Source organism: Mycobacterium sp. 852002-51152_SCH6134967, from assembly GCF_001667105.1.
Lineage (GTDB): Bacteria > Actinomycetota > Actinomycetes > Mycobacteriales > Mycobacteriaceae > Mycobacterium > Mycobacterium neumannii_A.
In genome coordinates, this window is sequence record NZ_LZIK01000071.1 from 93,902 (window position 1) to 119,719 (window position 25,818).

At 67.1% G+C, this 25,818-nt stretch carries 23 protein-coding genes; 2 read left to right on the forward strand and 21 right to left on the reverse strand.

What is annotated here, in order from left to right:
- The 12 genes from A5790_RS24480 to A5790_RS24535 form a co-directional block, all read right to left on the reverse strand.
- A complete protein-coding gene (locus A5790_RS24480; RefSeq protein WP_066850246.1) occupies nt 1-1,509 on the reverse strand; it encodes a glutamate synthase subunit beta in 1,509 nt (502 codons plus the stop codon).
- Nucleotides 1,502-6,043 (reverse strand): glutamate synthase large subunit, encoded by a 4,542-nt coding sequence (gltB, locus tag A5790_RS24485; protein ID WP_066850248.1) that lies wholly within the window; start codon nt 6,041-6,043, stop codon nt 1,502-1,504. Before gltB ends, A5790_RS24480 begins: the two co-directional genes overlap by 8 nt.
- Before the next feature lie 84 nt (nt 6,044-6,127).
- Nucleotides 6,128-6,538: a DUF2752 domain-containing protein gene (locus A5790_RS24490; RefSeq protein ID WP_066850251.1), complete on the reverse strand. Its 411-nt coding sequence runs from the start codon at nt 6,536-6,538 to the stop codon at nt 6,128-6,130.
- Complete coding sequence (locus A5790_RS24495; RefSeq protein WP_064426732.1) at nt 6,528-6,941, reverse strand: NINE protein; 414 nt, start codon at nt 6,939-6,941, stop codon at nt 6,528-6,530. The genes A5790_RS24490 and A5790_RS24495 overlap by 11 nt, the downstream gene beginning before the upstream one ends.
- Nucleotides 6,942-7,137: 196 nt before the next feature.
- Entirely contained in the window at nt 7,138-8,562 is a 1,425-nt protein-coding gene (locus A5790_RS24500; RefSeq protein ID WP_066850465.1) for an HNH endonuclease signature motif containing protein, read from the reverse strand.
- Nucleotides 8,563-8,638: 76 nt separating this feature from the next.
- Nucleotides 8,639-11,452 (reverse strand): prolipoprotein diacylglyceryl transferase, encoded by a 2,814-nt coding sequence (lgt, locus tag A5790_RS24505; RefSeq protein WP_066850254.1) that lies wholly within the window; start codon nt 11,450-11,452, stop codon nt 8,639-8,641.
- On the reverse strand, nt 11,449-12,237 hold the full coding sequence (gene trpA / locus A5790_RS24510; RefSeq protein WP_066850256.1) for a tryptophan synthase subunit alpha: 789 nt from the start codon (nt 12,235-12,237) through the stop codon (nt 11,449-11,451). The genes lgt and trpA overlap by 4 nt, the downstream gene beginning before the upstream one ends.
- On the reverse strand, nt 12,234-13,493 hold the full coding sequence (gene trpB, locus A5790_RS24515; protein ID WP_066850258.1) for a tryptophan synthase subunit beta: 1,260 nt from the start codon (nt 13,491-13,493) through the stop codon (nt 12,234-12,236). The genes trpA and trpB overlap by 4 nt, the downstream gene beginning before the upstream one ends.
- Before the next feature lie 3 nt (nt 13,494-13,496).
- Nucleotides 13,497-14,315: an indole-3-glycerol phosphate synthase TrpC gene (trpC, locus tag A5790_RS24520; RefSeq protein ID WP_064395570.1), complete on the reverse strand. Its 819-nt coding sequence runs from the start codon at nt 14,313-14,315 to the stop codon at nt 13,497-13,499.
- Nucleotides 14,316-14,392: 77 nt separating this feature from the next.
- Nucleotides 14,393-14,983 (reverse strand): TIGR02234 family membrane protein, encoded by a 591-nt coding sequence (locus A5790_RS24525; protein ID WP_066850261.1) that lies wholly within the window; start codon nt 14,981-14,983, stop codon nt 14,393-14,395.
- Entirely contained in the window at nt 14,980-16,506 is a 1,527-nt protein-coding gene (locus tag A5790_RS24530; RefSeq protein WP_066850265.1) for an anthranilate synthase component I, read from the reverse strand. Before A5790_RS24530 ends, A5790_RS24525 begins: the two co-directional genes overlap by 4 nt.
- Before the next feature lie 3 nt (nt 16,507-16,509).
- Nucleotides 16,510-17,229: a phytanoyl-CoA dioxygenase family protein gene (locus A5790_RS24535; protein WP_066850268.1), complete on the reverse strand. Its 720-nt coding sequence runs from the start codon at nt 17,227-17,229 to the stop codon at nt 16,510-16,512.
- 158 nt (nt 17,230-17,387) lie between these two features.
- On the opposite strand from A5790_RS24535, the gene A5790_RS24540 reads away from it, so the two are divergent.
- Nucleotides 17,388-17,852 (forward strand): peroxiredoxin, encoded by a 465-nt coding sequence (locus A5790_RS24540; RefSeq protein WP_066850467.1) that lies wholly within the window; start codon nt 17,388-17,390, stop codon nt 17,850-17,852.
- 15 nt (nt 17,853-17,867) lie between these two features.
- Here the strand turns inward: A5790_RS24540 and hisI are convergent, their stop codons facing one another.
- The 8 genes from hisI to hisD are packed head-to-tail and all read right to left on the reverse strand — an operon-like array spanning nt 17,868 to nt 24,289.
- Nucleotides 17,868-18,218: a phosphoribosyl-AMP cyclohydrolase gene (gene hisI / locus A5790_RS24545; protein ID WP_066850271.1), complete on the reverse strand. Its 351-nt coding sequence runs from the start codon at nt 18,216-18,218 to the stop codon at nt 17,868-17,870.
- Nucleotides 18,215-18,997, reverse strand: a complete 783-nt coding sequence (gene hisF / locus A5790_RS24550; RefSeq protein ID WP_066850273.1) for an imidazole glycerol phosphate synthase subunit HisF — start codon at nt 18,995-18,997, stop codon at nt 18,215-18,217. Before hisF ends, hisI begins: the two co-directional genes overlap by 4 nt.
- Nucleotides 18,997-19,812, reverse strand: coding sequence for an inositol monophosphatase (locus A5790_RS24555; RefSeq protein WP_066850276.1), 816 nt, complete (start codon nt 19,810-19,812; stop codon nt 18,997-18,999). The genes hisF and A5790_RS24555 overlap by 1 nt, the downstream gene beginning before the upstream one ends.
- On the reverse strand, nt 19,812-20,540 hold the full coding sequence (gene priA / locus A5790_RS24560) for a bifunctional 1-(5-phosphoribosyl)-5-((5-phosphoribosylamino)methylideneamino)imidazole-4-carboxamide isomerase/phosphoribosylanthranilate isomerase PriA (protein ID WP_197696886.1): 729 nt from the start codon (nt 20,538-20,540) through the stop codon (nt 19,812-19,814). The genes A5790_RS24555 and priA overlap by 1 nt, the downstream gene beginning before the upstream one ends.
- A gap of 50 nt (nt 20,541-20,590) precedes the next feature.
- Entirely contained in the window at nt 20,591-21,211 is a 621-nt protein-coding gene (hisH, locus tag A5790_RS24565) for an imidazole glycerol phosphate synthase subunit HisH (RefSeq protein ID WP_066850279.1), read from the reverse strand.
- Nucleotides 21,208-21,840, reverse strand: coding sequence for an imidazoleglycerol-phosphate dehydratase HisB (hisB, locus tag A5790_RS24570; RefSeq protein ID WP_197506185.1), 633 nt, complete (start codon nt 21,838-21,840; stop codon nt 21,208-21,210). Before hisB ends, hisH begins: the two co-directional genes overlap by 4 nt.
- Complete coding sequence (locus A5790_RS24575) at nt 21,819-22,949, reverse strand: histidinol-phosphate transaminase (RefSeq protein WP_066850281.1); 1,131 nt, start codon at nt 22,947-22,949, stop codon at nt 21,819-21,821. Before A5790_RS24575 ends, hisB begins: the two co-directional genes overlap by 22 nt.
- Entirely contained in the window at nt 22,946-24,289 is a 1,344-nt protein-coding gene (gene hisD / locus A5790_RS24580; RefSeq protein WP_197696881.1) for a histidinol dehydrogenase, read from the reverse strand. Before hisD ends, A5790_RS24575 begins: the two co-directional genes overlap by 4 nt.
- 36 nt (nt 24,290-24,325) lie before the next feature.
- Between hisD and A5790_RS24585 the strand changes: the two genes are divergently transcribed.
- The gene (locus A5790_RS24585) at nt 24,326-24,736 is read left to right on the forward strand and encodes a nitroreductase family deazaflavin-dependent oxidoreductase (protein ID WP_066850284.1); all 411 of its coding nucleotides are present in this window, start codon (nt 24,326-24,328) and stop codon (nt 24,734-24,736) included.
- Between the two features lies 1 nt (nt 24,737).
- Here the strand turns inward: A5790_RS24585 and A5790_RS24590 are convergent, their stop codons facing one another.
- Nucleotides 24,738-25,763 (reverse strand): zinc-binding dehydrogenase, encoded by a 1,026-nt coding sequence (locus tag A5790_RS24590; RefSeq protein WP_066850288.1) that lies wholly within the window; start codon nt 25,761-25,763, stop codon nt 24,738-24,740.
- Nucleotides 25,764-25,818 lie beyond the last annotated feature (55 nt).

Consider the following 25,818-nt stretch of genomic DNA (forward strand, 5'->3'; position numbering starts at 1 on the left):
TCAGACGACGGCCAGCGGAAGAGCACCCGGGATCACCGGGGCAGGCAGATCCGACTCCCCCATCAGGAACGTGTCGACCGCGTGCGCGGCGCTACGGCCCTCGGCGATCGCCCAGACGATCAGCGAGGCGCCGCGATGGGCGTCGCCGCAGACGAACACGCCGGGTACGTCGGTCTGCCAGTCAGAGCCACACGGCAGCGCGCCGCGCCGGTTCAGTGTCAGGCCCAGTTGGTCGAGGAGCGGCATGTGTTCGACGCCGTCGAAACCGATGGCCAACAACGCCAGCTCGCAGGGAATTTCCATCGGTTCGCCGACCGGGGTGATGACGCGACGGCCGGTTGGGTCACGCTCGACCTTGACCTCGGCGATCTCGAGAGCGCGAAGGTTCCCGCTGTCGTCGCCGACGAATCGCTGGACGGCAACTTCGTAGCGCCGGTGGCCACCCTCGGCGTGGGCCGGTGAGAGCCGGGTCCGCAATACGAGCGGCCAGGTGGGCCACGGTGTGCGCGAGTCGTCGCGGGTTTCGGGCGGTTCGGGGTTGTAGTCGAGCTGGGTCACCGACAGCGCGCCCTGCCGATGCGCGGTGCCGAGGCAGTCGGCACCGGTGTCACCGCCACCGATGATCACGACGTGCTTGCCGGTCGCGCTGATCATGCTGGGCCCGTCGCCCTCGCACTCCTTGTTCGCGGGCACGAGGTGCTCCATCGCCAGGTGGACACCTTTGAGATCGCGCCCCTCGACCACGTAGTCCCGCGCACGCAACGCCCCGACGGCGAGCACGACGGCGTCGTACTGCGCGCGGAGCTGCTCGACGGAGACATCCACGCCGACTTCAGTCTCGGTGACGAATCGCGTTCCCTCCGCACGCATCTGAGCCAGCCGCTGATCCAGCGTCGCCTTCTGAAGCTTGTACTCGGGGATGCCGTAGCGCATCAACCCGCCGATGCGGTCGTCCCGCTCGTAGACCGTCACCTCGTGGCCGGCACGCGTGAGCTGTTGTGCCGCAGCAAGCCCCGCCGGACCGGAGCCGACGATCGCGACGCGCTTACCGGAAGCGATCGCGGCCGGTTGCGGTTGCACCGCGCCCGAGAGCCAAGCGTGGTCGGCGATGGTCTGCTCGATGCGCTTGATCGTGACGCTGCCGCCGGTCTGCTCCTCCGAGATCGACAGCACGCACGCCGCCTCGCACGGTGCCGGGCACAACCGGCCGGTGAACTCCGGGAAGTTGTTGGTGGCGTGCAGGCGGTCGCTGGCCGCATCCCATCTGCCGCGGCGCACAAGATCGTTCCACTCCGGGATCAGGTTGCCCAGCGGACAGCCCGCGGTTCCGGAGTGGCAGAACGGAATTCCGCAGTCCATGCACCGCCGGGCCTGCTGGGACACCTCGGCGGCGCGCCGGTTCGGGTCCTGCTGCTCGTAGACCTCGCGCCAGTCGCCCACGCGTTCATCGACAGGACGTTTGGCCGCCTCGACCTTCGGAACCTTGAGAAATCCGGTGGGATCAGCCACGGCTGGCCTCCATGATCGCGGTGTCGACGTCGCGGCCCTCGCGCTTGGCGGTGAGAGTGGCCTGCAGGACGCGCTGGTAGTCGCGGGGCATGATTTTGGTGAACTGGCTACTGCGCCTTGGCCAGTCCGACAGCAGCGAGGCCGCCAGGCTGCTGCCGGTGTACTGGGCGTGCCGGGAGATCACGTCGCGCAGCCAGGCGAGATCTTCCGGGTCGAGGCACTGCAGCTCCACCATCTCGGTGTTGACCCGCCTGTGGTCCAGGCCGAGGACGAAGGCGATGCCACCGGACATGCCCGCGGCCATGTTGCGGCCGGTCTTGCCGAGCACCACGACCCGACCGCCGGTCATGTACTCGCAAGCGTGGTCGCCGACGCCTTCGACGACCGTCAGCGCACCCGAGTTTCGGGCCGCGAAGCGTTCGCCGGCGCGGCCGCGCAGGTACACCTCCCCCGACGTCGCGCCGAACAGCAGCGTGTTGCCGGCGATCACGTTGTCCTCGGCCAGGAACAGCACGTCCTCGGGCGGCCGCACCACGATCCGGCCGCCGGACAAGCCTTTTCCGACGTAGTCGTTGGCGTCGCCGACGAGTTCCAGGGTGATGCCCGGTGGCAGGAACGCACCGAGCGACTGGCCCGCAGAGCCGGTCAGGGTGATGTGAATGGTGCCGTCGGGCAGGCCCTGCGCGCCGTAGCGCCGGGTCACCCCGGAGCCCAGCAGCGTGCCGACGGTGCGGTTGACGTTGCGGATGGGCAGTTCGAGCCGGACGGTATGGGCGTCCTCGAGTGCACCCTCGGCGAGCTGGATCAGCGTCTGGTCGAGCGCCTGATCCAGTGCGTGGTATTGCTCGCGGACCTTGCGGCGAGGCGAGGGTCGGCCCGTGTGCCCGTCGGCGGGCACGGCGAAGATCGGTGACAGGTCCAAACCTTGGGTCTTCCAATGCTGGACGCCCGTGACGGTGTCGAGCAGCTCGGCGTGCCCGATCGCCTCGTCGAGGGTCCGGAAACCGAGCTCCGCCAGATACTTACGGATGTCTTCGGCGATGAAGCGGAAGAAGTTCTCGACAAACTCGGGCTTGCCGGTGAACCGGGCGCGCAGTTCGGGGTTCTGCGTGGCGACCCCGACCGGGCAGGTGTCGAGGTGGCAGACCCGCATCATGATGCAGCCGGACACGATGAGCGGGGCGGTGGCGAAGCCGTACTCCTCGGCGCCGAGCAGCGCGGCGACGACGACATCGCGCGCAGTGCGCATTCCGCCGTCGCACTGAACGGTGATCCGGTCGCGTAACCCGTTGAGCATCAACGTCTGCTGAGTCTCGGCGAGTCCGATCTCCCACGGCACGCCGGCGTGCTTGAGGCTCGTCAGGGGTGCCGCCCCGGTGCCGCCGTCGTAACCCGAGATCAGCACGACATCGGCGTGGGCCTTGGACACGCCTGCGGCGACGGTTCCGACGCCGACGCTGCTGACGAGCTTGACGTGGATGCGCGCCTGGTCGTTCGCGTTCTTGAGATCGTGGATCAGCTGCGCGAGATCCTCGATGGAGTAGATGTCGTGATGCGGCGGCGGCGAGATGAGGCCGACCCCTGGGGTGGAGTGTCGCGTCTTGGCGATGTTGGGATAGACCTTGAAGCCCGGGAGTTGACCCCCTTCACCGGGTTTCGCCCCTTGGGCCATCTTGATCTGGATGTCCGTCGCGTTCACCAGGTAGTCGCTGGTGACACCGAAGCGGCCAGAGGCGACCTGCTTGACGGCGCTGCGACGCTTGGGGTCGTAGAGCCTATCGGTGTCCTCGCCGCCCTCACCGGAGTTCGAACGGCCGCCGAGGTTGTTCATCGCGATCGCCATCGTTTCGTGGGCCTCGGCCGAGATGGACCCGTAGCTCATGGCGCCGGTGTTGAACCGCTTGACGATCTCCTCGACGGATTCCACCTCGTCGAGCGGTACCGGCGGCCTGACCTTCTTGAACTCGAACAGGCCCCGCAGAGTTCCGCCTTCGCGGCTGAGGCGGTTCACCTCGTCGGAATACTGCTGGAAGATGTCCTGGCGCGCGGTGCGCGTCGAATGCTGCAGCAGGAAAACGACTTCGGGGGTGAACAGGTGCAGTTCGCCTTCTCGGCGGAACGCGTAGTCGCCGCCGACCTCGAGGCGTCGGTGGACACGCTCGGTCGGGTTCTCCGGGTAGGCCCGGCGGTGGCGTTGTTTGACTTCTTCGGCGATCACGTCGAGGCCGACACCGCCGAGCTGGCTTGGCGTGCCGGTGAAGTACTCGTCGATGACATCTTTGTCGATGCCGACCGCCTCGAAGGCCTGCGCGGCCGTGTAGGAGGCGACGGTGGAGATGCCCATCTTGCTCATCACCTTCATGACACCTTTGCCGAGGGCCTTGCAGTAGTTGCGTACTGCGGCGGCGGGTTCGATGCCGGTCAGTTCCCCTTCGCGGACGAGGTCTTCGATCGACTCGAAGGCGAGGTACGGGTTGACCGCGGCGGCGCCGAATCCGATGAGCATCGCGATATGGTGCACCTCGCGGGCGTCACCGCTCTCGACCACCAGCGCGACGGTGGTGCGCTCCTTCGTGCGCACGAGGTGGTGGTGCACGGCCGAAACGGCCAACAGCGACGGGATCGGCGCGCGGGTGTGGTCGGAGTCCCGATCGGAGATGACAAGCGTTCGTGCGCCTTTGGCGATCGCCTCACAGGCCTTAGTGCGAAGGTCCTCGAGAGCGTCGGCAAGCCCTTCGCCGCTGCGCTCGACGTCGTAGAGGGCCTTCAGCACGGTGGTGCGCAGGCCGGGGTGTTCACCGTCGTCATTGATGTGAACGATTTTGTTGAGCTCGTCGTTGTCGAGAATCGGCCAGCGCAGCACGATCTGGCGACATGAGGCGGCGGACGGTTCGAGCAGGTTCTGTTCGGGACCCATGATCCGGGCCATCGATGTGATGATCTCTTCGCGGATGGCGTCCAGCGGCGGGTTGGTGACCTGTGCGAAGAGTTCGACGAAATAGTCGTAGAGCAGTCGGGACCGTTGTGAGAGCACCGCGGTTGGAGTGTCGGTGCCCATGGAGCCGAGCGGCTCTGCCCCCGAGGCGGCCATCGGTGTGAGCAGCACGCGCAGATCCTCTTCGGTGTAGCCGAAGGCGATCTGGCGCTTCACGACGTTGTCGTGGTTGGGCTGAACACGGGTGCGGTCGGGCAGGGTGGCGATGTCGAGCAGGCCGGCGTGCAACCACTCGCCGTAAGACTCCTGCGCCGACAGGTCCGCCTTGATCTCGTCGTCGGTGACGATGCGCCCAGCGCCGGTGTCGATCAGGAACATCTTGCCTGGTTGCAGGCGGCCCTTGGCGACGATCTGCGCTGACGGCACGTCGAGCACGCCGCTCTCGCTGGCGAGGATGACGCGGTCGTCGATCGTGCGCCACCACCGGCCGGGGCGTAATCCGTTGCGGTCCAGCACCGCACCGACGAGCGTGCCGTCGGTGAAGGTGACACACGCGGGACCGTCCCAAGGCTCCATCAAGGATGCGTGGAACTGCCAGAAGGCGCGTTCGGCGTCGTCCATGGTGGCGCTGTTCTCCCAGGCCTCCGGGATCATCATCAGCACGGCGTGGTGCAGGCTGCGACCGCCGAGGTGCAGCAGTTCGAGCACTTCGTCGAAGGAGGCCGAGTCGGAAGCCTCCGGCGTGCAGATCGGGAACAGGCGGGACAGATCGCCGGGGATGTTCTCGCTGGCGAGCATCGCCTCGCGTGCGCGCATGCGATTGCGGTTGCCGCGAACGGTGTTGATCTCACCGTTGTGGGCGACGTAGCGGAAGGGGTGAGCCAAGGGCCACGACGGGAACGTGTTCGTCGAGAACCGGCTGTGCACGATCGCGATGGCACTACGGCAGCGCTTGTCGCGCAGATCCGAGAAGTATTGTGGCAGCTGCTTTGTGGTGAGCATGCCCTTGTACGCCATGGTGCGGCTGGACAGCGACGGAAAGTAGACGCCTTCGCGCTCGGCCCGTTTGCGGAGCGGATAGACGCGTCGGTCGAGTTCGATGCCGCCGACCTCGGTGGTCGAGGCGACGAACAGTTGCTCCATGTGCGGCATGCAACCCAGCGCGGTGGCACCGAGGTTTGCGCCGAGGGGATCGATCGGCAAGAGACGCCAGCCGAGCACCTTCAACCCTTCGTCGTCGGCGATGGCTTCTACGCTTTCGCGGGCGGCGGCGCGGGCCGCGGGTTCTTGAGGCATGAAACAGATACCTGCGGCGAAGGTGTTGCTTCCGTCGAGCGCAGGGGCCGGGAGGTCGAAGTCGACGACCTCGCGCAGCAGCTCGACGGGCAGTTGGATGAGAATGCCCGCACCGTCACCGCTGTTGGTCTCGGCGCCTGCGGCGCCGCGGTGGTCGAGATGCTCGAGGGCGGTCAGCCCGTCGGCGACGATGGAGTGCGAGCGTCGGCCCTGGATGTCGACGACCATGGCGACACCGCAGGAATCCGCTTCATTGGCCGGGTCGTAGAGACCTTGGGGTTCGGGGAATGTCGAAAAGAGCATCGAGGGGGCACCTTCGCAGTCCGGAAGTGTTCATGTCCGGGACTGCACCGGCCCGCAGCCGATTGTATCAGCGCGGCTAAGCGCTCACCCGTCGAGAACCGTGGGGACCAGCGGGAATCCGGGAAGATTGCGTACCACTGTCCAGGTCAGGGCTGAGACCACAATCACGACAATCATCGGGGTGTTCATCACCGGTTTGCTCTGGCGCCATCGGACCAGAAGCCACGTCAGCAAAAGGGGAAGGCCGACGAGTAGATAGAGGTTGTCCACCACGGCCGCAGCGAGATCGCCGTGCAGCAGATCGTGCGTCATGCGCAGTCCGCCGCAGGCGGGGCAGTCCAGACCGGTGAGCGCCTTGAAGGGGCAGGCCGGAAAGATGAAACCCGGGCGATGCGGATCGGCGATGCCGATGTAGGCCAGCGCGCCAGTCAGGACGGCGCCTGCACCGAGTGCGCCGTAAAGCCGCTTGCGGCTCGTGCCGACGCTAGGTGCCATCGCGCAGCGGGCGCCCCTGAGGATCGCGGACTTTGTCGGTGAGCAGCATGATGGCGTCGATGATGCCCCAGATGATGGCGCCGATACCGCACGTGATCAGGCCGACGACCAATTGCGCTATACCCAGCCCGGTGTAGCCGAGGTAGATGCGGCCGATGCCGACCAGGCCGAAGAGGCCAAGCAGCTGAAGCAGCCCCGCGACGAGTTTGGACTTGTCGGAATAGGGTTCGCCCGTAATGGGGTGACGGCCGTAGGGCGCCAATGGATCGCCGTATGCCGACGGGTAACCCCCCGGCGGCGGCCCGTACTCGCTGCCTGGCGGGGGCGGATATTGCGGCTGGTAATTCGGCTCTTGCGGGGGCGTGCTGCCATGCTCACTACCACCGAACTGCGGCTCCGTCATGGCACCCAGCATGCCAGACGGGGGTGGTGCCAGTCAGTAAGAATTCTGTGCGCACTGGCCTCACGGCATTGCCCCGATGTTTGCGGAGGCTCGACGAACCCGGCGGTCGTAGCCGACAAAGGTCAAGAGATTGTCGCTCAATCTGATTCGCTGGAGCGACCGCGGAAGGACTTCGCAAGTGCCGATACCGCGCGTGTCAGAACGGTGGCGGTTGGTAGTTGGCGGCCAGCCAGGCTTGCCGCTGCCGTTCTTCTTCGGCAATCAGCTCGGCGCGCTGGCGACGTTCGGCTTTTATGCGATCGCGACGGTCGTCTTCGCGTGTCTGTTTGCGCCGGGGCATCATCAGGGTTCGGTCGACCGTAGCGGGCGCGGTATCGGCGGGAATCTCAAGCTCGCCCGTCGACTGCCCGAGTGCCGGAAACATGTTTGCGCCATGGGGTTCGCTGCGCCACACGTGTCCCGTGGGCCCGATCAACTCGATTGTGCCGTCGGCCAACTGTTGATCAGTCCAGCCACGTGGTCCACAGAAGAACGTCTTGATCAGATGGTGAGTCCGGCAGTAGTGCTTGGTGTTCGACGGATGCGTCGGACCCTGGGGCCAAGGAGTGGTGTGGTCGACGTCGGACTGGTGCACCGGTTTGTCGCAGCCCGGCCATCGGCAGGTCAGGTCTCGCCACTGCAGGAAGTCGCGCAGCGCCACGTTGGGCCGGTACCCGTTGTCGGCTTTGGTCGGCACGGTCAACGGCTTCAGTTGCGCGGTCTTGGCAGTCTTACGAATCGACTCGGCGGGCAGCACCCCGAAGCCCTTCAGGTAACCGGGCTTGTCACTGCCCCCCTCGAGGGTGGCCTGCTCGGCAAGCACGTGGATGATGGCCGTCGTTGCGGCCGCGCGTTCTGCGGCTGCGGGGCAGTCGTCGAGCCCACATTCACAGGGCAGTGTGGATTCCCCGCGAGCCAGCGGTCCACATGCATCGGCGCGGCGCTGCTGCTGGGTTCGAGGATCGTTTTCGCACACCGTGGTGGCCAAAGCATTCAGTCGGTTGTCCAGTGCCGCACCATCGGTCGCCCGCAGATTGCCCCCGATCCACGCCATCCCTGGACAGCCCGGCTCGACGTTGATGTGGCGATTGTCTTCGGCTCGTCGCGGGACCCGCACTGCTTCCGGATCGAAGCGTGCTACGAACATGTCCACGCGGTCAATCAGTTTGGGACCAGACAGTTTCATCCACTTCTCGGCCCTGGCAGCCAGCGCCTCATCGAGCGCGGGCATGATGTCGGGCTCGACGTTCTCGGTGCGAGACATGATGGTGGCCACCACCCGGTAATCGATCCACCCGCGTCGAAACACTTCTGCTACCCGCGGAAGCCGTTCGCGCAACGTGTTCGCCGCATGTACTTGACTGAGCGCGCGGGCATGACTGATGTTCTGAACGGGCGATATTTCTGCCGCTACGACGACAGCGACATCGGTTAGAAACATCTTGGCTTCGATATGCTCGGTGACGCGCCGTGCGTAAAGTTCGGCGACGAGCGCCAGCCGGCGCCCCATCGCCGCAGCCTCCTCGCGAGCCTCTTCACCCATAAGGGTGATTAGATCGCCAGCGGAAGCGTCTTCGAACATGAGTTCGACACTACTCGAACCCACCGACAGCACAGCGCATTCGACAGTCGGGCTGTGGAGAACCCGGGAGAAAGGTCTAACCTCTCCGACGGCGGCGCAGCCACTTACGCACTCGCCGGCCGTCCGAGTCCTCGGCTTTGCTTGCGAGCTCTTCGGCTGCGGCTTTAGCCTCGACGGCTGCCTCGTGCGCCTCAGGAGCGTCTACGAGCGCGTCGCTGGCGTCCTCACCTTCGACCGCGCCCACACTACTGACGTCATCAGCGTCGGAGTCGGGCGATTCTTCGCTCACCGCAACATCTTCCGTCGCTTCCGTGTCGGCCGACTCCTCGGCTTCGTCGGCCGCCTCAGCAGCTTCAGCCTCGGCCGCGTCTGCCAACTCGTCCGCAACAGTCTCGCCCTCGACGGCCGACTCGTGTGCCTCAGGAGCGTCTGCGAGCGCGTCGCCGGCTTCCTCACGTTCGACCGCACCGACGCCACCGGTGTCAGCGGGTTCACCGGCATCAGTCGCGTCGCTTTCATTGGCTTCAGCCTCGGCCGCGGCTGCCAACTCTTCGGCAACCGTCTCGCCCTCGACCGCCGACTCATGTGCGTCGGCAGCGTCTGCGAGGGCGTCGCCGGCTTCCTCACCTTCGACCGCACCGACACCACCTGCATCGGCGGGTTCACCGGCAACAGTCGGCTCGTCGCTTTCGTCGGCTTCAGCCTCAGCCTCGTCCGCCAGCTCTTCGGCGACTGCCTCACCCTCGACCGCAGACTCGTGCGCCTCGGCGGCGTCTCCGAGCGCGTCGCTCGCCTCCTCACCCCCAATCGCACCGACACCACCGGCATCGGCGGGTTCACCGGCAACGGCGGCTGCGTCGGCGTCAGCCTCGTCGGTCTCGGTCTCGGTCTCGTCCGTCCCTTCGTCGGCTTCAACCTTGTCAGCCGCTTCAGCCTCGGCCTCGTCCGCCAACTCTTCAGCGGCTGCCTCACCCTCGACCGCCGACTCGTGGGCCTCCGCGGCGTCGACCAATGCGTCACTGGCCTCCTCACCCTCAACCGCGCCCACGCCACCGGCGTCACCGGCTTCACCGGCCTCGGCGAACTCCTCCGCCTCGAGAATCTCCTCCGCCGGCGCCTGGTCCACACCCTCAGCCAGCGCCTCGGCCTCAGCGACCGCCTCCGTCTCGGGCACGCCAGCGTCGGGCTCGTCGATGGCTTCAGCCTCGGCCTCATCGGCCAACTCTTCGGCGGCTGCCTCACCCTCGACCGCCGACTCGTGGGCCTCGGCGGCGCCGACCAGCGCGTCGCTGGCCTCCTCACCCTCGACGGCACCCACACCGCCGGCCTCAACGACCGACTCCGCCTCGGCGGGCGCATCCGCTACCGCCGCACTGCTTACGTCGGCAGCTCCACTGGGCTCCTCCGCGACGTCCTTCCGCCCGCGCTTCGACCAGAACCGCAGCCTGCGCCGCGCCTTCGCCGGTGGCACCACACTCGTCCGTGCCCCCGCCCCGTCTGCCAGATCCTCGGCCGCTGCCTCGCGCTCGACCGCAGATTCGTGGACCTCGGCGGCGTCGACCAGCGCGTCGCTGGCCTCCTCACCCTCGACCGCACCGACACCGCCCGTGTCGGCCGCTGCACCGGCCTCGGCGAACTCCTCCGCCTCGAGAATCTCCTCGGCAGGCGCCTCGTCCACCTCTTCGGCGAGAGCTTCAGCTTCTGCGACCGCCTCGATCTCAGTCTCGGGCTCTTCCGCCGATTCCTCGTCGCCCTCTGCTGCGAACTCCTCGGCCTCTTCCACGTCGTCCGCCGGCACACCTGCCACGTCCGCGCCGAGCTCCTCGGCCGACACGTCCTCGACCGGGACCTCCTCGCCCTCCGGAACATCTGCCGTGAGCGATTCGGCCTTCACCGCTTCCGAGGTTGCTTTCGATGTCTCGTCTTCGTCGGCGGCCGCAGCCTTGGCAGCCGCCACCACCCCTGTCGTCGAGGCCACGGCGGCCAGTTCCTCGGTCAGCTCCTCGACGGTCGTGCGTTCCGGCTGTGGCTCGCCCCGCAGGCTTGCGGGATCTTCGCGGCCCTTCGGCGCGGCCATGATGTAGACAACTGCGCCGATGAACACGAACGTCGCCGTGAAGGAGTTGATCCGGACGCCCTCGATCAGCGTCGCGTCGTCGACCCTCAACAGCTCAATCCAGAAGCGGCCCACGCAATAGCACGCGACATACAACGCGAACAGGCGGCCGTGGCCGAACTTGAAACGGCGATCGACGTAGATGAGAACCACGAAAACCAGCAGATTCCACAGCAGTTCGTACAGAAAAGTGGGGTGGACGAGGTGAACGACTTCACCGGTCGACACGCCGTTGAGATTGTCGATCATGCCGGATGAATCTCGGCGCTCGTAGATCTTCAGCGCCCAGGGCAGCGTCGTTTCGGCGCCCCACAGCTCCTGGTTGAAATAGTTGCCGAGGCGACCGATCCCTTGCGCGAGAATGATTCCGGGCGCGATCGCGTCCCCGAACGCGGGCAGCGGAATGCCTCTGCGCCGGCAGGCGATCCACGCGCCGACGGCACCGAACGCGACGGCTCCCCAGATTCCGAGACCGCCGTCCCAGATTCGGATCACGCCGGCCAACCCGGCACCGTTGTCCCCGAAGTAGCGCCACCAGTCGGTCGCCACATGGTAGAGCCGACCGCCGATCAATCCGAACGGCACGGCCCACAAGGCGATGTCGTAGATGACCCCGCGTTCGCCGCCGCGCGCTTCCCAGCGCCGGTCACCGATGATCAGCGCCGCCACAATGCCGACGATGATGCAGACCGCGTACGCCCGGATCGGCACGGGACCGAGCTGCCAGACGCCCTGAGCCGGGCTGGGGATGGCGGCCAAGACAGTCGTCGTCACGCAGTAACCCTTCGCCTGACGCCGTCGGCGAGTTCGGCTGTCAACGCTCCGACCGCCTCGACACCGTTCTGCAGCGCCGACACCAACGCCGATCCCACGATCACTCCGTCGGCGTAGGCACCGATCTCGGCTGCCTGGGCGCCCGACCGGACCCCAAGGCCCACGCCAACAGGGATATCCGAGACGGCCTTCACCCGGCGAACCAGTTCGGGCGCAGCCGTCGACACTGCGTCACGCGCACCGGTCACACCCATTGTCGATGCGGCGTAGACGAATCCGCGTGATGCCTGCACCGTCATCGTCAGCCGTTCCGGTGTGGATGATGGCGCCACCAAGAAGATCCGGTCCAAGTCGTAGGTCTCCGAGGCCGCGAGCCATTCGTCGGCTTCGTCGGGAATCAGATCGGGCGTGATCATCCCGAGGCCGCCCGCCGAGGCCAGATCTCGAGCGAATGCGTCGATACCCCACCGCAGCACGAGGTTCCAGTACGTCATCACCACGGCCCTGCCGCCGGCATTGGTGATCGCCTCGACCGCGGCCAGCGAGTCTCGCACCCGCACTCCCCCGCGCAGCGCCGCCTCGGTAGCCGCCGCGATCGTCGGGCCATCCATACCGGGATCGGAGTATGCGATGCCGACCTCCACGAGGTCGCACCCGTTTTCGACCAGTGCAGTCATCGCCGAGATCGAGCCGCGCACATCGGGAAAGCCCGTCGGCAGGTAGCCGATCAGCGCACTGCGCGCCTCGCTTCGGCACGTGTCGAACAACGGTGCCAGCCGACTCACGGTGCACCGTCCAGCAAGCCGAACCACTTCGCCGCGGTCTCGACGTCCTTGTCGCCACGTCCGGAAAGGTTCACCAGCACGATTGTTCCGGGCCCGAGCTCTTGCCCTAGCTGCAAAGCACCCGCGAGTCCGTGCGCCGACTCGATCGCAGGAATGATCCCCTCCGTGCGGCACAGCAACGAGAACGCGTCCATTGCCTCGGTGTCGGTGATCGGCCGATACTCTGCGCGGCCGATGTCCTTGAGGAACGCGTGCTCCGGCCCGACCCCTGGATAATCCAAACCCGCTGAAATGGAATGTGATTCGATGGTCTGACCGTCTTCGTCCTGCAGCAGGTATGAGAATGAGCCTTGGAACGCACCCGGTGATCCCCCGGTGAAAGTCGCTGCGTGCCGTCCGGTTTCGACACCGTCACCGGCGGCTTCATAACCCACCAGCCGCACGTTGGGGTCATCGATGAACGCGTGGAAGATTCCGATCGCGTTGGATCCGCCGCCGACACAGGCCGTCACCGCATCGGGCAGCCGGCCCGCCTGCGCCTGGATCTGGGCGCGCGCCTCGAGTCCGATCACCCGCTGAAAGTCGCGCACCATCGTGGGAAACGGGTGGGGTCCGGCGGCTGTGCCGAAGCAGTAGTAGGTGTTGTCGGCGTTGGTCACCCAATCGCGGAACGCTTCGTTGATCGCGTCCTTCAATGTCTTCGAGCCCGCCTCGACCGACACCACCGTCGCCCCCAGAAGACGCATCCGCGCGACGTTCAACGCCTGGCGCGCCGTGTCGACGGCACCCATGTAGATGACGCACTCCAAGCCGAGCAGCGCGCACGCCGTCGCCGTCGCCACCCCGTGCTGCCCCGCGCCGGTCTCGGCGATCACGCGGGTCTTGCCCATCTGCCTGGCCAACAGGGCCTGGCCGAGGACGTTGTTGATTTTGTGGGATCCGGTGTGGTTGAGGTCTTCTCGTTTCAGGAAGATTCGTGCGCCGCCGGCGTGCTCGGACAACCGTTCGGCTTCGTACAACGGTGAAGGGCGCCCGCTGTAGTGCCGCTGCAGGCGATCCAACTCGTCGAGGAAGGTCTGATCTCCGCGCGCCTTCTCGTAGGCCGTGGTGACTTCCTCGATGACGGCCATCAGCGCCTCTGCGACGAATCTTCCGCCGTAGACACCGAAGTGGCCACGCTCGTCGGGGTCGTGGGCCGTGGGCTCGGCTACGGCCGCGCTGGAACGGGGCAGCTCAGGCCCGGCGAGATCGGCCACTTCTCAACGCGCTGGTTTCGGGCACGACGGATGGGTGCCTGCGGTGACCAGATCGGCGACGGCGCTGCGCGGGTCACCGCTGGTGACCAGACCCTCACCGACGAGCACCGCGTCAGCACCCGCACCGGCGTACGCCAGCAGATCAGCGGTGCCGCGGACCCCGGACTCCGCGACGCGGATGACGTCGGTCGGCAATCCCGGAGCGATCCGCGCGAAGCAATCCCGGTCGACCTTCAACGTCTTGAGATCGCGTGCGTTGACGCCGATTACCGCGGCGCCGGCGGACAGCGCACGGTCGGCCTCCTCCTCGGTGTGCACCTCGACCAGTGCGGTCATGCCCAGCGATTCCGTGCGCTCCAGCAACGACTCCAGCACCGGCTGCTCCAACGCCGCGACGATGAGCAACAGCATGTCCGCGCCGTGGGCGCGCGCCTCGTGGATCTGGTAGGGCCGAACGATGAAGTCCTTGCGCAACACCGGGATTGACACCGCGGCGCGCACCGCGTCCAGGTCCTCGAGCGATCCGTTGAAGCGACGCTGTTCGGTGAGCACGCTGATGATGCGCGCACCACCGCTTTCGTAGGCGCTCGCGAGTTCGGCCGGATCCCCGATGGGGGCCAGTTCGCCGCGCGAGGGGCTCGCACGCTTCACCTCGGCGATCACCGCGATCCCCGGGGCGCGCAGCGCGGCCATCACGTCCAGCGGGGGCGGCGCGTCCTTGGCCTTGGCTTTGATGTCGGCGAGCGGGATGAGGGCCTCGCGGGCGGCGACGTCGGCTCGGACTCCCTCGATGATCGAGTCGAGTACCGTCGCCGAACTCATGAGTGCCGCTTCCCTTCCCCCGGAAACACCGAACGATCTTCAACCACGAAGGGTAGCCGCCACCACAACACCGCCGATCACCGGCCCTTGTTGTCCGGATTCGTCGCATCCTGGGTCGGATCGGAACCCGCGTCGAGGGCGTCCCAGATCGCGCGTTCGGACATCTCGCCTGCGGGTTCGTCGGGTTGCGGGGCGCGTCGCGAGTACCGGGCCGCGCCGGAGCGCTCACGGGCCGCAGACCGCATCAACAACACCGCGCAGGCCAGCGCGATCACCGCGGCCACCACAGTGATCACTGCTCCCGCGTAGTGCCGCTGGGTACCGACCAGGTCCGCAACCGGCGCCTCCGCGATGTGCGAGGCGCGTACCGCCACATCCCGAGTGACCCACAGGCTGATGGCCAGATACGCGGTCCCGGCGCTGGCCGCCGCGACGAGCAGAGCCAGCAGCCGCAGCGGCCATCCCCGCACCGCCAAGGCGGCGACCGCGGCGGCCAGCAGGAGCACCGCCAGCGGGATCAGAGCGGTCGACCAGGTGCTGCCGGACAGGGCGACCGTCTTCGGCTCGCCGAGGCCGTCGAACGAGGTCACCTCGACCCAGGTCATCCGCGACGCCACCCAGAGCCCGGCTGCCGCGAGCACGAGACCGAGTTGGGCGAGCCTGATCATGGCTCGGTCAGCGTCTCGGCGGCGGCGATGGCATTGAGCACCGCGCGCGCCTTGTTGGCCGCCTCGGTGTACTCGTAGGGACCGTTGGAATCTGCGACGACGCCACCGCCTGCCTGCACGTACGCGGTGCCGTCGCGCATCAGGGCGGTGCGGATGGCGATCGCGAAATCGGCGTTGCCCGCGAAGTCGAGATATCCCAGCACCCCGCCGTACAGGCCGCGACGCGTCTTCTCGACCTCCTCGATCAGCTCCATCGCCCGTACCTTCGGGGCACCGGAAAGCGTGCCTGCCGGGAAACAGGCGGTCACCGCGTCCAATGCGGTCTTGCCGTCGGCCAGCAGGCCCGTCACCGTCGACACCAGGTGCATGACGTGGCTGTAGCGCTCGATGTGGCTGTAGTCCTCGACGCGTACGGTGCCGGGCCGGCAGACCCGGCCCAGATCGTTGCGGCCCAGATCGACGAGCATCAGATGCTCGGCGCGTTCCTTCTCGTCGGCCTGCAGCTCTTTTTCGAGCAGCAGGTCCTCTTCCTCGGTCGCGCCGCGCCAGCGCGTACCCGCGATCGGATGTGTGGTGGCCCGTCCGTCCTTGACGGTCACCAACGCTTCCGGGCTGGAGCCGACGACCGAGAAGTCTGGTCCGCCAGCGGCATTCGGCACGTTGAGCAGATACATGTACGGGCTGGGGTTGGTCACCCGCAGCATCCGGTACACGTCAAGCGGGTCGGCTTCGGTTTCCATCTCGAACCGTTGCGACGGCACGACCTGAAACGCCTCGCCGGCCTCGATGTCGCGAACCAGCTTCTCGACGATGGCCTCGTACTCCTCGAGCGTGCGCTGAGCGCGGTGCAACGGCTCGGGTCGGCTGAACGTCGCGACCGCCGACGGCAGGTGCTCACCAAGCGCGGCGGTCATCACGTCGAGGCGGGCCACCGCGTCGTCGTAGGCCCAGTCCACCCGCTCGTCGGTGCCGTTCCAGTTGACCGCGTTGGCGATCAACGTGATGGTGCCTTCGTGGTGGTCGACCGCTGCGATGTCGGTGGCCAACAGCAGCAGCATGTCCGGGAGGCCGAGATCGTCGACGGCCAGCGAGGGGAGCTTTTCCAGGCGCCGGACCATGTCGTAGGCGAAGAAGCCCACGAGCCCGCTCGACAGCGGCGGCAAGCCCGGCACCGGCTCGGTCTTGAGAAGCTCCAGCGTCGCGCGCAGCGCCTGCAGCGGGTCGCCGCCCTGCGGCGCGTCCTGCGGCGTCGTGCCCAACCACACGGCCTCACCGTCACGAACGGTAAGCGCCGACGGCGCACCGGCCCCGATGAACGACCAGCGCGACCACGAACGGCCGTTCTCCGCCGATTCCAGCAGGAACGTTCCCGGCCGGTTGGCGGCCAGTTTGCGGTACGCCGACAGCGGGGTCTCGCTGTCGGCGAGGACCTTGCGGGTCACCGGCACCACGCGATGCTCGGCGGCCAGCGCGCGGAAGTCCTCCCGCGAGGTGGTGATCGCGAGGTCGGCCGTGGTCTGCACAGGTCAAGTGTCCCAGACGTGCCCCAGTACCGACGACGACGCGGGCGTGAGCGGGCGAGTCAGCAGGATCGGCGACTGCGCCATGAACCGCGGTGTCCTGCCGCGATGCTCGTCGGCGGCGTGCACGGTGAACGGGTGCAGCACGTACATGTCGCCGGGTTCACCTGTGGCGTACACCACGGGACGAGCCGCGCTCGCGACGTCGACGAGCCGGCCCATCTCGGCGAGTGCGACGGGTTCGGGACCGAGCACCTGAGCCACGTCGCGGTGTGAGCCCGACCTGATCCGCGTCGGTGCGTCATCCGGGCCCACGTCGGACAGCACGGTGAGCAACAGCACGGTCTGTGGGCGTCCGGTGACCACCCATCCCCCGTCGGCCTGCGGCGTGTTTGCGTCGATGTGCCATCCGCGGTCGTCGTCGGCCGGAGATACCGGGAAACGCACGGGGATGTTGCCCAGCGCGCCGCGCGGCGACCAACCCCCGGGACCGCAGATGCGGTCCAACGCCGCAGCCAGTTTCGGGCTTCGCATCAGTTCGCCGAACGGACCCGCGCCCGTCATGTCGCTGGCCCAGTAGACGGGCTTGAGCCATTTCTCGGGCTCGTCCGGCGACAAACCGAGCTGCTGCCACAGCGCAGTTCGCGCCGCATCCGCGACGCCCCGCGGAGCGGCCCCGTTGATCTTCAGATAGCCGTCGGTACAGAAGGCGTCGAGATCCAACATCGAGGCGAGGTTCTCACGATAACCGCGTCCCGCACCAACGATTTTCGGTGGCCGAAACCGACGCAATGGTCGATCCGACTGCCAGAAATCAGCCAAAACGTCGGTCTGGTGGTCGCGCGGCGCGGTCGCGCGATCACTCGCGGCGTAGCGTGACCACCATGAAAAAGGGTGACCGAGTTGCCGAGTTCGAATTGCCGGACCAGTCGGGCACAGTGCGAAGCCTCAGCGAGTTACTCGCCGACGGCCCGATCGTGTTGTTCTTCTATCCCGCCGCGATGACACCTGGGTGCACCAAGGAGGCCTGCCACTTCCGCGATCTGGCCGCGGAGTTCGCCGCCGTCGGTGCCAAGCGCGTCGGAATCAGCACCGACGCGGTCGACAAGCAGGCGAAGTTCGCCGATAAGGAGCGGTTCGACTATCCGCTGCTGTCGGATGCCGACGGCGCCGTCGCAACGCAATTCGGCGTGAAGCGGGGTCTGCTCGGCAAGTTCATGCCTGTCAAGAGGACCACCTTCGTGATCGATTCCGACCGCACGATCCTGGCCGTGATCGCATCGGAGATCAGCATGGACAGCCACGCCGACAAGGCTCTCGAGGTGCTGCGCCAGCGCCAGTCGGCATGACACCGGTTCTCGTAGTCAGCTGTCCTCCGGTGCGAGCAACACATCCGCGTCGAAGCAAGTGTGATCGCCCGTGTGGCAGGCCCCGCCGACCTGATCGACCTCCAGCAGCACCGTGTCGCCGTCGCAGTCGAGCCGCACCGAGTGGACGTATTGGGTGTGACCCGACGTCTCGCCCTTGACCCAGTGCTGTTGCCGAGAGCGCGAATAGTAAGTCCCGCGGCGGGTTTCCAGTGTGCGGGCCAGCGCGAGATCGTCCATCCAGGCCACCATCAGCACCTGCCCGGTACCGCGCTCCTGCACGACGGCGGTGATCAATCCGTTGGCGTCGCGTTTGAGTCGCGACGCGATTTCTGCATCGAGCGTCATCGCACGGTTATCCCTTCGGCCGCCATCGCCGCTTTCACCTCTGCGATGGTGAGCTCTCGGAAATGGAACACGCTGGCGGCCAATACCGCATCCGCCCCCGCGGCGATGGCGGGCGCGAAATGTTCGGGTGCCCCCGCACCGCCGCTGGCGATTACCGGGACGTTGACGGCTCCGCGAACCGCCTCGATCATCGGCAGATCGAACCCGGCCTTTGTGCCGTCGAAATCCATCGAGTTCAACAGGATCTCACCCACACCGAGTTCGGCGCCCCGCGTTGCCCATTCCACAGCATCGAACCCGGTTCCCCGGCGCCCGCCGTGGGTGGTGACCTCCCAGCCCGACGGCGTCGACTCCTGGTCCTGCGGCACCGTGCGGGCGTCGACCGACAGCACGATGCACTGCGAACCGAACTGACGCGACAATTCGGCGAGGAGTTCGGGGCGAGCGATGGCCGCGGTGTTGACCGCGACCTTGTCCGCCCCCGCGCGCAGCAGCACGTCCACGTCGGCCACCGAGCGCACCCCGCCGCCGACCGTCAACGGGATGAACACCTGCTCGGCGGTGCGTTTGACCACCTCGAGCATGGTTGCTCGCCCCGAGGAAGACGCCGTCACGTCGAGGAAGGTCAGTTCGTCGGCGCCCTCGGCGTCGTAGGCCGCCGCCAATTCCACGGGATCGCCTGCGTCACGCAGATTTGCGAAGTTGACACCTTTGACCACACGGCCGTCATCGACATCCAGGCACGGGATGACCCGCACGGCCAGATCCTTGCCGTCCATCAGAAGTCCTTGGGATCGCCGACCGAACGAAGCAGATCGAGCAGTTCTTCGTGCACGCCGGGGCCGCCGGCGAGCGCCGACGGGCAGTCCACCGTCCACTCGTTGCCCGCGAGGTCGGTCACGACACCACCCACCGCGCGGATCAACGCCACACCCGCGGCGTGGTCCCACACGTGGCCACCGAAACTGATTGCGCCGCCGAGGATTGCGGCCGCCGTATAGGCCAGGTCGATGCCCGTGGCACCGTGCATGCGCATGCGTGAGCACTTGCGGCTGAGGCTCTCGATGACGGCGAGTCGGTAACGTCCCGGCACCCTGCCTCGGGAGTCGACGCTGAATGTGCTGACCCCGACCATCGAGTCGGACAGCGCTGCCCGGTCCAGCATCGGCAACTCGACGCCGTTGCTGCGCAAAGGCCCTCCGACCACGGCGGTGAACCGCTCCTTGGTGAAGGGAACCCACGTGAGTCCGGCCACCGGTTCTCCATCACGCACCAGGCCCAGCAGGATCGCCGCCATCGGCGAACCGGCGGCGTAGTTGAAGGTGCCGTCGATCGGATCGAGCACCCACACCAGCGGCGACTTGAGATCCGCGCCGCCGAATTCCTCGCCGTGCACCTCGATCCCGGTTCTAGCGGTCAACGCCTCGACGACCTGTCGTTCGATGGCCAGGTCCACCTCGGTGGCGAAGTCGTCGCCCTTCTTCTGCACCGCGGAATCAGCGCGGTGGCCGTCGATGAACGGGACGGCTGCATCATCGAGGATCTGCGCGGCCTCGGCGACCAGAGCGTCGAGGTCGGCCGCATCGAGGGCCATTACCGCTCCACCGCGGCCAGGGCCTCAGGCAGGGTGAACCGACCGGCGTACAACGCCTTTCCGACGATCGCCCCTTCGACTCCTCGGTCGGTCAGTGTGGCGATCGCCTGCAGGTCGTCGAGGCTCGACACGCCCCCGGACGCGATCACCGGCGCGTCGGTGCGGTCGGTAACCTGCGACAGCAGTTCGAGGTTGGGCCCCTTGAGCGTGCCGTCCTTGGTGACGTCGGTGACGACGAAGCGCGAACAGCCTTCTCGGTCAAGCCGTTCCAGGACGTCCCAGAGGTCTCCGCCGTCGGTCTCCCATCCCCGGCCGCGGAGGCGGTGGTCTCCGTCCACGATCTTCACGTCCAGTCCGACCGCGACCTTCTCGCCGTGTTCGGCGACGACCTTCGCGCACCACTGCGGGTTCTCCAGCGCCGCGGTGCCGAGGTTCACGCGGGCACAGCCGGTGGCGAGCGCCGCCGACAGTGACTCGTCGTCACGGATGCCACCGGACAACTCGACCGCCACGTCGAGCTTGCCAACCACCTCGGCCAACAGTTCTCGGTTGCTTCCCCGCCCGAACGCGGCGTCGAGATCGACAAGGTGAATCCACTCCGCGCCGTCACGCTGCCACGTCAGCGCGGCCTCCAGCGCGGAGCCGTATTCGGTCTCACTGCCGGCCTGGCCCTGCACCAGGCGCACAGCGCGGCCCGCGACCACATCGACGGCGGGCAGAAGAATCAAACGTTTCGGCACCGTGGTGGTCTCCTCTTCGCGCGAGCGCTCATCGGTGGTCAACCTAATGCCTTCACCCAGTTGGCGAGTAACGCGGCACCGGCGTCGCCGCTCTTCTCCGGGTGGAACTGCGTGGCCGACAGCGGCCCGTCCTCGACGGCGGCCAGGAACGGCACGTGGTGCGTGGCCCATGTCAGTTTCGCGGCCGGGTCGCCCTCCCACTGCTGGGCGGCGTACGAGTGCACGAAATAAAAGCGGGTGTCCGCCTCCATCCCGGCGAACAATGTGCTGGCTTCGGGGGCGTCGACCACGTTCCAGCCCATGTGCGGGATCACCGGCGCGTCGAGTCGCACCACCGCACCGGGCCATTGGCCGCAGCCTGTGGTCTCGACCCCGAACTCCACGCCGCGGGAGAACAGGATCTGCATACCGACACAGACGCCGAGCACGGGACGCCCGGCGGCCACCCGGCCGGCGATCAGCTTCGGGCCGTCGATCTTGCGCAGGCCGGCCATGCACGCCTCGAAGGCGCCGACGCCGGGCACCACGAGGCCGTCGGCGTTCATCGCGGCATCGGCGTCGGATGTCACCGTGACGTCGGCACCGACGCGCTCCAGGGCGCGTTGAGCGGATCTGAGGTTGCCCGAACCATAGTCCAGGATCACGACTTTGGTCGTCACAGAGTGCCTTTCGTCGACGGCACACCGGTCACCCGCGGGTCGTACTCGACAGCTTGGCGCAGCGCGCGTGCGACGGCCTTGTACTGCGCCTCGGTGATGTGGTGGGGGTCGCGTCCGTAGATGGTGCGCACGTGCAGCGCGATACGCGCATTCATCGCCACCGACTCGAACACGTGCCGGTTGACCACAGTGTGGTACGGCGCCGAGGAACCGGCGATCGTGAAGTGCAGCATGTGATCCGGTTCTCCGGTGTGCACGCAGTACGCCCGGCCCGATACGTCGACGGCGGCGTGGGCGAGCGTCTCGTCCATCGGGATCCACGCGTCACCGAACCGGCGAATACCCTTCTTGTCGCCCAGTGCCTGCCCGAGGGCCTGCCCCAGCACAATTGCGGTGTCCTCGATGGTGTGATGGCCTTCGATCTCGACGTCACCCTTGGCCCGCACGGTCAGGTCGAAACTCGCGTGACTGCCAAGGGCGGTCAGCATGTGGTCGAAGAACGGCACACCTGTGTCGACGTGCACCTGCCCGGTGCCGTCCAGGTTCAGTTCGACGACGATGTCGGACTCTTTGGTCTTGCGCTCAATCGTCGCGCGGCGGGGTTCGTTCACGGTGCTCCTACTGGGGATAGTTCGGTCTCGGCCAGTCGGGCGCTGGCAGCCAGCAGCGCGTCGTTCTCCTCGGCCAGGCCGGTGGTGGCGCGCAGATAGCCCGGGATGCCGACGTCGCGCACGAGGATGCCAGCGTCCAGATACCGCTGCCAGGTGGCGGGGGCGTCGGCGAACTCGCCGAACAACACGAAGTTGGCGTCACTGCCGATCACTCGGAAACCCATCTCCGACAGGGCTTCTGTGACGCGGTTGCGTTCGGCGATGAGGGTGGCGACGCTGCCGAGCGTGTCGTCGGCGTGGCGCAGCGCGGCGCGGGCGGCGGCCTGCGTCACCGACGACAGGTGGTACGGCAGGCGGACGAGCAGCATCGCGTCGATCACCGCGGGTGCGGCGATCAGATACCCGAGCCGGCCGCCGGCGAACGCGAACGCTTTGCTCATCGTGCGGGTGACCACGAGCCGGGTGGGATACTCGTCGAGCAGACGCACCGCGCTGGGCTGTGACGAGAACTCGCCGTACGCTTCGTCGACGATCATCATGCCGGTGCTCATCGCGTCGAGCAGCCGGCGGAGATCGTCAAGCGGAACGCTCTGTCCCGAAGGGTTGTTCGGGCTCGCGATGAAGACGATGTCGGGGTTGTGTTCCTTGATCGCGTGCACCGCCACGTCGATGTCGAGGCTGAAGTCATCGGCCCGATTGGCCACCAGCCACTGGGTCTGCGTGCCATCGGAGATGATCGGGTGCATCGAGTAGGAGGGCACGAATCCGATCGCGCTGCGCCCGGGCCCGCCGAAGGCCTGCAGGAGTTGCTGCAGGATCTCGTTGGAACCGTTCGCCGCCCAGAGGTTCTCAACGGTCAGCGGAGTTCGGGTCTGCGCCGAGAGGTAGGCGGCCAGATCGGTGCGCAGCGCCACCGCATCACGGTCCGGGTACCGGTGCAGCTCCCTCGAGACCGCGGCGACGGACGCCGTCAGATCGTCGATCAGCGCCTGGGTCGGCGGATGCGGGTTCTCGTTGGTGTTCAACCGCACCGGAACGTCCAGTTGAGGTGCGCCGTACGGTGATTTACCGCGCAGATCGGCCCGCAGCGGCAGATCGTCGAGTGTCGCCTTCTTTCCGAGCGTCACCTTTCGAACCTCCGCCGCACCGCTTCGCCGTGCGCGGGCAGATTCTCGGCTTCGGCAAGAGTAATCACGTAGCCGGAAACGTCTTTCAGAGCTGCCTCGTCGTAATCGACGACGTGGATACCGCGCAGGAACGTCTGCACCGACAACCCGCTGGAGTGACGGGCACAGCCCGCGGTGGGCAGCACGTGGTTGGATCCCGCACAGTAGTCACCGAGGCTGACCGGTGCATACGGGCCGACGAAAATGGCGCCAGCGGAACGGATTCGACCGGCCACCTCGCGCGCGTCGAGGGTCTGGATCTCGAGGTGCTCGGCAGCGTAGGCGTTCACGGTTCGGATGCCGGCCTCGAGATCGTCGACGAGCACGATGGCGGACTGCTTTCCGCCCAGCGCGGCGGTGACCCGCTCGCGGTGCACCGTCGTCTGTAGCTGGTTGGCCAACTCGCGGTCCGTTGCGTCGGCCAACTCCACGCTCGGGGTGATCAGCACGCTGGCCGCCATCTCGTCGTGTTCGGCCTGGCTGATCAGATCCGCGGCGACGTGGGTGGGGTCGGCGGTGTGGTCGGCCAAGATCGCGATTTCGGTGGGTCCGGCTTCGGCGTCGATGCCGACCTGCGAGCGGCAGATGCGCTTGGCGGCGGTGACGTAGATGTTGCCCGGGCCGGTGATCATGTCGACCGGCGCAAGTTCGGCGCCGTCGGTGTCGGCGCCGCCGTAGGCCAGCAGCGCGATGGACTGCGCCCCGCCGACCGCCCAGACCTCGTCGACGCCCAGCAGCGCGGCGGCGGCCAGGATGGTCGGGTGCGGCAGGCCGCCGAACTCCGCCTGCGGCGGGCTGGCGATCACCAGCGAGTCGACACCCGCGGTCTGCGCAGGCACGACGTTCATCACGACGCTGGATGGGTAGACCGCGTTGCCGCCGGGCACGTACAGGCCGACGCGCTCGACCGGTACCCAACGTTCGGTGACCGTGGCGCCCGGGGCGAGCGTCGTCGTCGTATCGATACGGCGCTGGTCGGCGTGGACCGCGCGGGCGCGTTCGATGGCGACCTCGAGCGCGGCGCGGACATCGGTGGGCAGTTCGGCGAGGGCCTTCTGCAGCTCAGAAGCCGGTACGCGAACCTGCGCGGGGCGCACACCGTCGAACGATTCGCCGTATTCCAGCGCCGCCTCGGCTCCGCGTGCGGCGACCGCGTCGACGATCGGGCGCACCTTTGGCACCACCGTGTCCACGTCCACGCCGCCGCGCGGCAGGGCGGATCGCAAGCGCGCGGCAGAAAGCTGCGTACCCCGCAGATCGATGCGGGCGATCGGGCCCGGCGATAGATTCACGGTGTCCATTCTCCCAGAGCAGACCAAATTGGTTATGGAGGCACCATGCGAGCCAGCGAGCACCCGAATAACGCGCCCGGCGTGCCTATGGTATTTCCGCCGTGGTTTGAGAACCTGCAGGTCAAGTACCTGAATAGAATGATCAGACCGCTTTCTCGACTGATGCCCGGGATGGCGATGATCAAACACCGCGGCCGCAAATCCGGAAAACCGTACGAGACGATCGTCACTGTCTATCGCAAGGGAAACACCGTGGCCGTCGCACTCGGGCACGGGAAAACCGACTGGGTGAAGAACGTGCTGGCCGCCGGCGAGGCAGACCTACGCCATGCCCGCCAAGACTTGCATCTGGTCAACCCGCGGATCGTGCCGGCCGGCGGTGACGCGGACGGGCTTCCGTTCATGGCCCGCCTTCAAGCCAAGAAGATGGGCGTCTTCGTCGCGGATATCGCCTGAGCTACAACCGGCTGAACACCGTCTTGCCCGTCATACTCGGCCACGCCTGCGGCGCCTCCTCCCACGGCACCACACGTTCGACGGCAGGCAAAAGGTCCTGCCCGGCAGACAGTTCCAACACCTCCGGCAGTACCGCGCGAGCATTGACCCGCCCGGTGACGAAGCGCACGCCGCGGGTGTACATCGACAGCAGCGGCATGTCCACCGCGCCCTGGTAGTAGATGCCGGTGTCCGTGCACACTCCGTCCGGCCAGGTCGCCCGCAGAGTCGCCGCCAACAGCGCCGGGTCCGCCGACGTGTGCACCGTCACCGGATACGGTTCGGCGGTCTTGTCGGGCTTCTCGCGGTCGTGCACGGTCGCGCCCAACTTCTCGGCCGCCGCGAGCCGATGCGGGTCGGTGTCGACGTAGTCGACGTGCACACCGGCCGCGGCTGCCGTCGCCGCCGCGTACAAGCCGATCGACAGCCGCCCGATGACCAGCACCCTGCGGTCGGCCGGTGAAAGCAGAGCAAGCTCCTCGCGATACGGCCCGACACCGCGCCAACCGTCGGGGATGTTGTCCGACATCGAAGCGACGGCAACAGGGTCGGCGCCATCGGGCAACGGCACGAGCATCGCGTCGGCATAGGGCACCAGCACCAGGTCCGCCATGAAACCCCCGCCGTCGAGACCCGACAGCGGCGCCATCCCATATGTCGCCATCAGCGGTAAGGCCGCACACGATCCGGTCGCTCCGCGCAGACACGCACTGCACTCACCGCAGCTGATCTGGAACGGCACGACGACCCGCGCACCGACCGCAACGCTGCGGACGTCGTCGCCGATCGCGACCACCTCGGCTACTCCCTCATGTCCGACCGCATGACCGGGCGGCATCGGGAGCCGACCCTGCACCACCGCCACGTCGAGGTCGCAGCACGCCACGGCGATTGGCCTGACGAGCGCCTGGCCCGGACCGGCGAGGTGGGGATCGGGCGCCTCGCGCCACGCGTATGTACCGGCGTCTTCGAGCATCAGCTGTTGCATGGTCGGCCCCTTCTTTAGTGATCGCTCAACTATTCTTGAGTGATCTTTCTAGTAA

Coding starts and splice junctions, on each gene's coding strand:
- gltB (WP_066850248.1), bottom strand. CDS start 6,043: ATGCTCTTTTCGACATTCCCCGAACCCCAAGGTCTCTACGACCCGGCC.
- A5790_RS24490 (WP_066850251.1), bottom strand. CDS start 6,538: ATGGCACCTAGCGTCGGCACGAGCCGCAAGCGGCTTTACGGCGCACTC.
- A5790_RS24495 (WP_064426732.1), bottom strand. CDS start 6,941: ATGACGGAGCCGCAGTTCGGTGGTAGTGAGCATGGCAGCACGCCCCCG.
- A5790_RS24500 (WP_066850465.1), bottom strand. CDS start 8,562: ATGTTCGAAGACGCTTCCGCTGGCGATCTAATCACCCTTATGGGTGAA.
- trpC (WP_064395570.1), bottom strand. CDS start 14,315: ATGAGTTCGGCGACGGTACTCGACTCGATCATCGAGGGAGTCCGAGCC.
- A5790_RS24525 (WP_066850261.1), bottom strand. CDS start 14,983: ATGATCAGGCTCGCCCAACTCGGTCTCGTGCTCGCGGCAGCCGGGCTC.
- A5790_RS24535 (WP_066850268.1), bottom strand. CDS start 17,229: ATGTTGGATCTCGACGCCTTCTGTACCGACGGCTATCTGAAGATCAAC.
- A5790_RS24540 (WP_066850467.1), top strand. CDS start 17,388: ATGAAAAAGGGTGACCGAGTTGCCGAGTTCGAATTGCCGGACCAGTCG.
- hisI (WP_066850271.1), bottom strand. CDS start 18,218: ATGACGCTCGATGCAGAAATCGCGTCGCGACTCAAACGCGACGCCAAC.
- hisF (WP_066850273.1), bottom strand. CDS start 18,997: ATGGACGGCAAGGATCTGGCCGTGCGGGTCATCCCGTGCCTGGATGTC.
- A5790_RS24555 (WP_066850276.1), bottom strand. CDS start 19,812: ATGGCCCTCGATGCGGCCGACCTCGACGCTCTGGTCGCCGAGGCCGCG.
- hisD (WP_197696881.1), bottom strand. CDS start 24,289: ATGGACACCGTGAATCTATCGCCGGGCCCGATCGCCCGCATCGATCTG.
- A5790_RS24585 (WP_066850284.1), top strand. CDS start 24,326: ATGCGAGCCAGCGAGCACCCGAATAACGCGCCCGGCGTGCCTATGGTA.
- A5790_RS24590 (WP_066850288.1), bottom strand. CDS start 25,763: ATGCAACAGCTGATGCTCGAAGACGCCGGTACATACGCGTGGCGCGAG.